10 protein-coding genes are annotated in these 9523 nt (G+C 60.6%); 3 read left to right on the top strand and 7 right to left on the bottom strand.

Going from position 1 to position 9523, the window contains the following annotated elements; translation table 11 throughout:
* Window positions 1–140: 140 nt before the first annotated feature.
* From OLZ32_RS25865 to ccmA, 5 genes are read right to left on the bottom strand one after another with little or no spacing between them, the layout of a single operon-like run.
* A complete protein-coding gene (locus OLZ32_RS25865; protein ID WP_003543658.1) occupies window positions 141–749 on the bottom strand; it encodes a DsbE family thiol:disulfide interchange protein in 609 nt (202 codons plus the stop codon).
* The gene (gene ccmD / locus OLZ32_RS25860) at window positions 746–925 is read right to left on the bottom strand and encodes a heme exporter protein CcmD (protein WP_164048477.1); all 180 of its coding nucleotides are present in this window, start codon (window positions 923–925) and stop codon (window positions 746–748) included. Before ccmD ends, OLZ32_RS25865 begins: the two co-directional genes overlap by 4 nt.
* 2 nt (window positions 926–927) lie before the next feature.
* On the bottom strand, window positions 928–1689 hold the full coding sequence (locus OLZ32_RS25855; RefSeq protein ID WP_003543656.1) for a heme ABC transporter permease: 762 nt from the start codon (window positions 1687–1689) through the stop codon (window positions 928–930).
* A gap of 48 nt (window positions 1690–1737) precedes the next feature.
* Window positions 1738–2397: a heme exporter protein CcmB gene (gene ccmB / locus OLZ32_RS25850; protein ID WP_264423483.1), complete on the bottom strand. Its 660-nt coding sequence runs from the start codon at window positions 2395–2397 to the stop codon at window positions 1738–1740.
* 52 nt (window positions 2398–2449) lie between these two features.
* The gene (gene ccmA, locus OLZ32_RS25845) at window positions 2450–3094 is read right to left on the bottom strand and encodes a heme ABC exporter ATP-binding protein CcmA (protein WP_264423482.1); all 645 of its coding nucleotides are present in this window, start codon (window positions 3092–3094) and stop codon (window positions 2450–2452) included.
* A gap of 262 nt (window positions 3095–3356) precedes the next feature.
* Between ccmA and acnA the strand changes: the two genes are divergently transcribed.
* The 3 genes from acnA to OLZ32_RS25830 all read left to right on the top strand — a co-directional run bounded on the left by acnA (window position 3357) and on the right by OLZ32_RS25830 (window position 7908).
* A complete protein-coding gene (gene acnA, locus OLZ32_RS25840; RefSeq protein ID WP_264423480.1) occupies window positions 3357–6047 on the top strand; it encodes an aconitate hydratase AcnA in 2691 nt (896 codons plus the stop codon).
* 348 nt (window positions 6048–6395) lie between these two features.
* Complete coding sequence (locus tag OLZ32_RS25835) at window positions 6396–7136, top strand: DUF1223 domain-containing protein (RefSeq protein WP_003543652.1); 741 nt, start codon at window positions 6396–6398, stop codon at window positions 7134–7136.
* Between the two features lie 370 nt (window positions 7137–7506).
* Window positions 7507–7908: a DUF2794 domain-containing protein gene (locus tag OLZ32_RS25830; protein WP_017989725.1), complete on the top strand. Its 402-nt coding sequence runs from the start codon at window positions 7507–7509 to the stop codon at window positions 7906–7908.
* An 86-nt stretch (window positions 7909–7994) separates the two neighbouring features.
* Here OLZ32_RS25830 and OLZ32_RS25825 read toward each other — a convergent pair whose 3' ends face one another.
* Both OLZ32_RS25825 and OLZ32_RS25820 read right to left on the bottom strand, forming a co-directional pair.
* Window positions 7995–8552 carry a GNAT family N-acetyltransferase gene (locus OLZ32_RS25825; RefSeq protein WP_003543649.1) on the bottom strand — a complete coding sequence of 186 codons (558 nt, stop codon included), beginning with the start codon at window positions 8550–8552 and terminating at the stop codon, window positions 7995–7997.
* Window positions 8553–8662: 110 nt separating this feature from the next.
* A complete protein-coding gene (locus tag OLZ32_RS25820) occupies window positions 8663–9391 on the bottom strand; it encodes a Bax inhibitor-1/YccA family protein (RefSeq protein ID WP_003543648.1) in 729 nt (242 codons plus the stop codon).
* Window positions 9392–9523: the final 132 nt, after the last annotated feature.

The raw sequence follows: 9523 nt of genomic DNA, 5'->3' as shown, positions 1-9523 counted from the left end.
CGCATGACCAGTCTCATGACCGCCCATTTTGCTGAACTTGACGCACATAACCACGTACGATAGGACGCACGGCAAGAGCCGCACGTTAAGTCCCTCCCCCTTGGGAGGGGTTGGGGAGGGGTCTTTTGTGGATCACTCACTCAGGAAGCCGGCTTGCCGAGCGCCTTTTCCATCGCAGGAAACAGCCCTTCCTTCAGGCTGATATCGTCGAAGGGGCCGACGCGCTTGTAGAGGATCGTGCCGTCAGGCCCGACCAGATAGCTTTCCGGAATGCCGTAGACACCCCAGTCGATCGCTGCCTTGCCGTTCGGATCGACGCCGATCGCCCGAAAGGGGTTGCCGAGCTCGCCGAGGAAACGCAGGGCGTTGTCGCTCTGGTCCTTGTAATTGATGGCGACGATGTTCAGCCGCCCATCCTTTGCCAGTTCTTTCAATATCGGATGCTCGTCCCGGCAGGGGAGGCACCATGAGGCGAAGACGTTGACGAGGGTCAGCTTGCCCTTGATTGCCGCATCGGTCAGCGCCGGCAGGTTGGCGCCGTCGAGCGGCGGCAGGTTCAGCGCCGGCGCCTTGGTGCCGATCAGGGCGGAGGGAATTTCGGCGATGTTCTTGCCATGGAAATCCTGGTCGTAGAGCATCTTTGCGGCCGTGGCCGCAATGCCGCCGAAGACGACGAGCGGCAGCAGCGCCAATGCGTAACGGCTCAGCCCGCGCGGCTTGGTGGCGGTGTTTTCCGGCGTGTCGTTCATTCGCCATCCCCCACACTGTCCTTGGGGCGCGCCGAACGGCGGCGAATGCCGGCAGCCTCAAGGGCTGCAAGTTCCCTGCGACGGGCGCGGCCGTCGGCCCAGGTCCACACCGTGACGGCGATCGTCACCAGGGCTGCAAAGCCATAGGAAGCGTAGACGTAGAAGGCATGCGTCACGATTAACCCTCCCGGCTCGCCATGCGGGCGGCAAGACGGCGCTGGGCGGCAATGCGGCGGCGCCAGATCTCGTTCCTCATCGCCATGATGTGCAGCGTGAAGAAGAGCAGGGTGAAGGCGATCGCCATGACGAAGAGCGGCCGCAGGAATTCCGGATCGATCGCCGGGCCGTCGAGGCGCAGCACGCTTGCCGACTGGTGCAGCGTGTTCCACCACTCGACCGAGAATTTGATGATCGGGATGTTGACGAAGCCGACGAGGATGAGCACGGCGGTGACGCGCGCGGCCTTCGACGGATCGTCGATGGCGCGGCCGAGCGCAATCAGCCCGAGATACATCAGGAAGAGAACGAAGACGGAGGTCAGCCGCGCATCCCAGACCCACCAGGTGCCCCACATCGGCTTGCCCCAGAGCGAACCGGTGACGAGGGCAAGCAGGGTAAAGGCGGCGCCGAGCGGGGCTGCAGCCTTGGCGGAGACATCGGCCAGCGGATGCCGCCAGACCAGCGTACCGATCGCCGAGAGGCTCATGATCGTATAGCACATCATCGAAAGCCAGGCCGAGGGCACGTGCACATACATGATGCGTACGGTCTCGCCCTGCTGGTAATCGCCTTCGGTGGCGAAGCTCAGATAGAGGCCGACCGCGAAACAGAGAGCGGTGATGCAGGCCAGCCACGGAATGGCGCGCGCCGCCAGCGCCAGAAACCGCGTCGGGTTGGCGAGGTCACTGAATTTGCTGATGGCAAGGCTCGTTTCACTCATGATCGCTTCCTTACCTTGATCCGGCTTTTCCCGCAATCGAATGGCCCATCAATCCGCTGTGTTTCGCAGCGCCAGGGCGGCGGCTGCCGGGCCGATGACCGCGAAGAAGAGTGTCAGGGCAATGAGGATCAGGAAGGGCGGCAGGAAGGGGGCGGGATCCTCGACTGCGGCATAGGTGGCGCTGACGCCGAAGATCAGCACCGGAATGGTCAGCGGCAGCACGAGGATCGAGACCAGCAGGCCGCCGCGGGGCAGCGCCACGGCAACGGCAGCACCGACGGCGCCGATGAAGGTGATGGCGGGCGAGCCGACGAGCAGCGTCAGCATGGTCGCGCCGATCGCCGTCTCGTCCATGTTCATGAAGAGGCCGAGCAGCGGCGAGGCGATAACCAGCGGCAGGCTGGTGGCCGCCCAATGGGCAAGGCATTTGACCAGCACGGTGAGGACGAGCGGCGTTTCCTGTATCAGCATCAAGTCGAGCGATCCGTCGTCGCGCTCGGCCTGGAACAGGCGGTCGAGGCCGAGAAGGGCGGCAAGCAGGGCGCCGATCCAGACGATGGCGGGGCCGATGCGCGACAGCAGTTTGAGATCGGGACCGACGCCGAAGGGAATGACGGCGACGATGGTCAGGAAGAACAGCACGCCGATCAGCGCACCGCCGCCGGCGCGAATCGAGAGCTTCAGGTCTCGCAGGAAGAGGGCAGTCATGCGCGGCGGCTCTCTTTATGTGTGGTGGACGGGGTAGCGACCTCGAGAAACATCAACCCCATACCCCATGATCCACGCCGGCAAAGCCTGTCATCTTCAATTCCTGCGTATTCTTCAGCCCGAGTGGCTGATGGGTTGCCGCCAGCACGATGCCGCCCTTTTCCAGGTGCGCCGTGATCAAATCGGTAAACAGCCGGTCGGCGCTGGCATCGAGTGCGGCGGTCGGTTCGTCGAGGATCCAGACGGCGCGGTGGCTGACCAGCAGTTTGGCGAAGGCTATCCGGCGCTGTTGGCCGGCGGAGAGATAACCGAAGGGAAGGTGGGTGATGCCGGAAAGGCCGACGGCGTCAGTGGCGTCCTCCACGGAAAGAGCGGCGGAGCCTGTATTGCCGAGAAAGGTGCGCCAGAAATCGAGGTTTTCTGCAACCGTAAGTTCATTCTTCATCGCATTTCGGTGGCCAAGGTAGTGGCTGACTTCCCCGGCGAGCCTGCCTCCCGGGCTCTCTTCGTCGTGAAATATGACAGTGCCTTTTTCCGGCCTGAGGAGGCCGGCGACGACACGCAGCAAAGTGGACTTTCCCGATCCATTTTTTCCCGTGAGCACAAGCGCCTCGCCGGCTGCCAAGTGAAAGGAAATGTTAACGAAAATGAGATCCTCACCGCGCCTTGCAGCCAGATTTTCGGCGGTGAGATGCATGCGTCGGCTCTTTCCTGGTTTCGGCTTGCGGCGGGGTCAAAAAATGTCCGATTTTGACTGTGCTCGGGTATGGCAAGTTTTTAGGAAATTATCTATAAGACCTGCAACCACGCCAGCGGTCGGCGTGAATTTCATCCTTGCGCCGAACTTGGAGCGTCTGTTCCACGTGCGGACAGCGGAAATGGCCGTACCCGCATCCTGATGTGCATTAAGTGCATAGGCGTTCGCACGACTGTGTTGGCTATCAGAAACGGGGTATCTCGTGTCTAAATCTCTTGACAGTTTCAATTGTCGTTCCACGCTTTCCGTCAACGGGAAGGACTATGTCTATTACAGCCTGCCCAAGGCTGAGGCAAACGGTCTGGCCGGCGTGTCGAAGCTTCCCTATTCGATGAAGGTGCTGCTCGAAAACCTGCTGCGCTTCGAAGACGGCCAGTCGGTCACCAAGGAGCACATCCTGGCCGTTGCCGAATGGCTGAACAATAGGGGTGCGGTCGAAAACGAAATCGCCTATCGCCCGGCGCGCGTGCTGATGCAGGACTTCACCGGCGTTCCCGCCGTCGTCGATCTTGCCGCGATGCGCGACGCGATGGTGTCGCTCGGCGGCGATCCCGAGAAGATCAACCCGCTCGTTCCCGTCGATCTCGTCATCGACCACTCCGTCATCGTCGACGAATTCGGCACACCGCAGGCCTTCGCCCGCAACGTCGAGCTGGAATACCAGCGCAACGGCGAGCGTTACCGTTTCCTGAAGTGGGGCCAGCAGGCCTTCAAGAATTTCCGCGTCGTGCCTCCCGGCACCGGCATCTGTCATCAGGTCAATCTCGAATATCTCGGCCAGACCGTCTGGACCAAGGAAGAGGACGGCGAGACGATCGCCTATCCCGATACCTGCGTCGGCACCGACAGCCACACGACGATGATCAACGGTCTCGGCGTTCTCGGCTGGGGTGTGGGCGGTATCGAAGCGGAAGCTGCGATGCTCGGCCAGCCGGTCTCGATGCTGCTGCCCGAAGTCATCGGCTTCAAGCTGACCGGCAAGCTCAAGGAAGGCGTCACGGCGACCGACCTCGTTCTCACCGTCGTGCAGATGCTGCGCAAGAAGGGCGTCGTTTCGAAGTTCGTCGAATTCTTCGGCCCCGGTATGGACAACATGCCGCTCGCCGACCGCGCGACGATCGGCAACATGGGCCCGGAATATGGCGCCACCTGCGGCTTCTTCCCGGTCGACGGCGAAACCATCAATTACCTCACCATGTCCGGCCGCACGCATGACCGGATCGCGCTCGTCGAAGCCTATTCGAAGGCGCAAGGCATGTGGCGTGAGGGCGACGGCTCCGAGCTCGTCTTCACCGATACGCTGGAACTCGATCTTAGCGACGTCGTGCCGTCGATGGCCGGCCCGAAGCGTCCGGAAGGCCGCATTTCGCTTGAGAACATCGCGACCGGTTTTGCCGGCTCCATGGACACGGATTACAAGAAGCCCGGCCAGCTTTCGAACCGCTATGCCGTCGAAGGCACGGATTTCGATCTCGGCCATGGCGACGTGGCGATCGCGGCCATCACGTCGTGCACCAACACCTCCAACCCGTCAGTGTTGATCGCCGCCGGCCTTCTTGCCCGCAACGCCGTTGCCAAGGGCCTGAAGACGAAGCCGTGGGTGAAGACCTCGCTGGCACCTGGAAGCCAAGTCGTCGGCGAATATCTCGCCAAGTCGGGCCTGCAGGCCGACCTCGACAAGCTTGGCTTCAACCTCGTCGGCTTCGGCTGCACCACCTGCATCGGCAATTCCGGCCCATTGCCGGCACCGATCTCGAAGACGATCAACGACAAGGGCCTTATCGTTTCCGGCGTTCTCTCCGGCAACCGTAACTTCGAAGGCCGCATCTCGCCCGACGTGCAGGCGAACTACCTTGCATCTCCGCCGCTCGTCGTCGCTTATGCGCTTGCCGGCACGGTGCAGATGGATCTGACCAAGGAGCCGATCGGCGAGGACCAGAGCGGCAATCCTGTTTATCTCAAGGACATCTGGCCGACCTCGAAGGAAGTCCAGGAATTCATCCTGAAATACGTGACCCGCGAACTCTACGAAAGCAAATATGCCGATGTCTTCAAGGGCGACGTCAACTGGCAGGCCGTCCAGGTCCCGCCGGGCCAGACCTATGCCTGGGACGACAATTCGACCTATGTGCAGAACCCGCCCTACTTCGTCGGCATGGGCAAAAAGGGCACCGGCGTCTCCGACATCAAGGGCGCCCGCGTTCTCGGCCTGTTCGGCGACAAGATCACCACCGACCACATCTCGCCTGCCGGTTCGATCAAGGCGGCATCGCCGGCCGGCGCCTACCTCATCGACCATGACGTTGCCGTTGCCGACTTCAACCAGTACGGCACGCGCCGCGGCAATCATGAAGTGATGATGCGCGGCACCTTCGCCAATATCCGCATCCGCAACCACATGCTCGGCCCGAACGGCAAGGAAGGTGGCTACACCATCCATTACCCGTCGAAGGAAGAGACTTCGATCTACGACGCCGCGATGCAGTACAAGCAGGAAGGCGTGCCGCTCGTCATCTTCGCCGGTGTCGAATATGGCAACGGCTCCTCGCGCGACTGGGCTGCCAAGGGCACCAACCTGCTCGGCGTCAAGGCGGTGGTCGCCCAGTCCTTCGAGCGCATTCATCGTTCGAACCTGGTCGGCATGGGCATCATCCCCTTCGTCTTCGAAGAGGGCACGACCTGGCAGAGCCTCGGCCTCAAGGGCGACGAACTCGTCACCATCGAAGGTCTGGAAAAGATCAAGCCGCGCGAGAAGAAGATCGCCAGGATTACCTATGGCGACGGCACCGTGAAGGAGGTTCCGCTGCTGTCGCGCGTCGATACGCTCGACGAGGTGGTCTACCTCAACAATGGCGGCATCCTGCAGACGGTTCTGCGCGATCTCGCTGCCTGATTTTCAGAGCATGATGCCGAAAAGTGTGAGCGGTTTTCGGACGACATCATGCTCTTCTTCTTTGATGTAGATCCGGATTCAGATTTTAGGCCGGGTCGGCCTAAAATCATCCGGATCTAGGAGACTTATTTGATAATAGCCGCCGGAAAGCAATCTCCGGCGGCTTTTCTTTGGTGCGACGACAGTATTTGGACGGGCTCACGATGATTTGTTTTATGCAAGTTCCCGTCGAGCTACGTCTCACCCGTTCGTGACTTTTCGTTTGGACCCGGAAGGATTATTCGTACGTTCATATGTCAGGGCCCCGGTTCAAACATGCCGTCGGCGCTGAAAAAGAGGTGCAGGTGAATGTCCCCCCGTTTTTTGATTCCGCTGATCGCCGGTGTTGTTCTCTCAGGCCCGCTACAGGCCGAAGACGGCACGCCGAAAGGTGTCGTCGAACTCTTCACGTCGCAGGGCTGCTCCTCCTGTCCTCCCGCTGATGCTGCTTTCCGCAAGCTGGTGAACCAGGGCGATGTTATCGCGCTCGCCTATCATGTCGATTACTGGAACTATCTCGGTTGGGCCGATACGCTGAGCTCCAAGGAAAACACCGAGCGGCAGTATGGCTATGCCAAGACGATGGGCCGCAGCAACGTCTACACGCCGCAGGCCATCGTCAATGGACGCGACCATCTGGCCGGCGCCGATCTGAATGGCATCAACAGCAAGATCGACACCTATAGCAGCGAAGGCAACGGGCTGACCGTTCCGATCAGTGCCGCGATGCGCGGCGACGAGCTGGAGATCAAGATCGGCGCGGGACAGGGCAAAGCCAATGTCGTGATGGTCTATTTCGACAAGGAAAAGACGATCGATGTCGAAAAAGGCGAGAACAGCGGCCAGAAGATCTCCTATCTGCACAGCGTCACCAATGTCGAAACCGTCGGCATGTGGGACGGCAAGGCGACCAGTCTGACGCTGCCGGCCAGCGTCCTGCAGCGGCCGCAGCTCGAGGGCTGCGCCATCCTGCTGCAATCGGCGACCGCAGACGGCGATCCGGCTGCGATCCTTGGCGCGACCGTGGTGATGGCTGGCAAAAATATCTGAGATTCATCCGGTTGCGGATGAAGTGCTGGGGCGGCCCGGCCGAGCGTATTCGGGGCTGGGGTTAAGGTCGATACGCTCCGCCGGGCCCTTTGGCGCGCTGGCGCCAAACTGGAATTCATAAATCTCCTGCAAATGAGGCGCTGTTTTGACTGAAATGCGGCGCTGCGGAGAAAGCGTTGCCCTGTCCAGTGCGTCATGCTTTCCGAAAATCGAACCCAACTTTCGCAAGGCACGATGCACTGACTCAAAGTGCTACAGCGACCTTGCGCGACAGACGTGCGGCGGAATGTGACGGCTGGCGCTCTTGCAATTTGCGGCGGCTCGGGCAAACTGTCACTCTCCTGTCACATGTGGAGGCCTTGTGAGACTGATGACAGATCAGCCGGATTTGCGACACGGCGAAAGCCGTTCCGTCGACCACAGTTCCTCAGTCGTCGTCGATCTCAGGGAATACAAACAAAGCAAGGACCCGCTTCCGGTGACCTTCCACCGGCGCGAACTGGACGCGATCCTCTGGATCTACGGCCGGATGGTCGGTGATGGTGAATGGCGCGACTACGCCATCGATCACCTGAAGGACAGGGCGGTCTTTTCCGTTTTCAAGCGTTCCGGCGAAATACCGCTCTTCCGCATCGAGAAAAATCCTAAGCTCGCCGCCAAGCAGGGCGCCTACTCCGTGATCAGCGGCAACGGGACGATCCTGAAGCGCGGTCACGAACTGAACCAGGTGCTGAAGGTCTTCGACAAGGCCCTGAAGCTCGTCGACAATTAAAGCGCGTCGCGCTTTAAGTCTTTGTTTTATGTATGTCGTTATCCCAAAGCCGTTGCACACTTTTGGGCGACATGCATTAAGCCATATCAGCCGTTAAACAGCGCGCCGGGATAGACGGACGGGTCCGGATCGGTGCTCATGCCTTCGCCAAGGGCGCGCTGCATGAACATCGTATCCAGCCAGCGGCCGTGCTTGTAGCCGGTGCCCTTCATCAGACCAACCTCCTCGAAGCCGGCCGTGCGATGAAGCGCGATCGAGGCAGGGCTGGCGCCGCCGATGACGGCTGCCATCTGACGAAAGCCGAGGGTGGTGCAGCGGATGATCAGTTCGGCGAGCAGCGCCTTGCCGATGCCGCGGCCGCGGGCTTGCGGCGCCAGATAAATCGAATCCTCGACCAGCCAGCGATAGGCAGGACGCGTGCGGAAGGCCGAGGCATAGGCGTAGCCGAGAAGCGTCCCGTCCATGCCGATGGCTGCTATATAGGGATATTGCTGGCCGACGATCGCCGAAAAACGTTGCGCCATCTCAGCCTCGGAGGGCGGCACGATCTCATAGCTCGCGACGCCGTTCAGGACGGATTCGCGATAGATATCGGCAATGGCGGGAATATGGGCTTGCGTGGCATCGCGCAGGAGGAAGGACATTTCAGCAGCATATCCATAAGGGCGGCAAGGGCTTTCTAAAACCATTCCGTGAAAGCCTACGCAACAAAAAAGGCGGCTGAAGCCGCCTTTTCGATCCCAGTCGGTCCTGCTTATTTACGGTTGCCCATGAACTGCAGCAGGAACATGAAGAGGTTGATGAAGTCGAGATAGAGCGTCAGCGCACCCATGATCGCCTTGCGGCCGGCGACGGCGACGTCATCGGCTTCCAGGTACAATTCCTTGATCCGCTGCGTATCGTAGGCGGTGAGGCCTGCGAAGATCAGCACGCCGAGCACCGAGATCGCGAACTGCACGGCAGACGACGCCAGGAAGATGTTGACGATCGAGGCGATGATCAGGCCGAACAGACCCATGATCAGGAACGAGCCTATCGCCGACAGGTCACGCTTCGTCGTGTAGCCGTAAAGCGATAGCGCGCCGAAGGAGGCGGCGGTGACGAAGAAGGTCTGGACGACGCTCTGACCCGTATAGATCAGGAAGATCGACGAGAGCGACAGGCCGACGAGCGCGGCGTAGACCGCAAAGGTCGTCTGGGCGGCCACCACCGTCATGCTATTGATCCGGAAGCTCAGGAAGAACACCAGAGCCAGCGGCGCCAGAATGACCACCCACTTCAGCGGGCTCACATAGATCGCCTGGCCGAAAGCGGTTAGTTCGCCATTGGCGAAGGCGAGTTGGAACGACAGATATGCGGCCACACCGGTGATCGCCAGACCCAGCGCCATCAGGTTGTAGACCTTGAGCATATAAGCGCGCAGGCCTTGATCAATCATCTCGCCGGTCTGAGCGCGGCTTTGATAGTTACGAAGATCAGCCATAGTTTCCTCTTACAAGCTCCGATGGAAATACGGTGTCGGGGTTTTCGACCCGGGCGCCGCTGCGGAGCTCCAGCATGCCTGCGGATAATATGAGGCTTTCGCCCTTTGCAAACAAGAGGCTTGCAAAGGCTC

Origin of the sequence: Rhizobium acaciae, assembly GCF_025941625.1 — a bacterium.
Lineage (GTDB): Bacteria > Pseudomonadota > Alphaproteobacteria > Rhizobiales > Rhizobiaceae > Rhizobium > Rhizobium acaciae.
The sequence above is the reverse complement of the archived record's forward strand: the minus strand, read 5'-3'. Positions and strand labels throughout refer to the sequence as shown.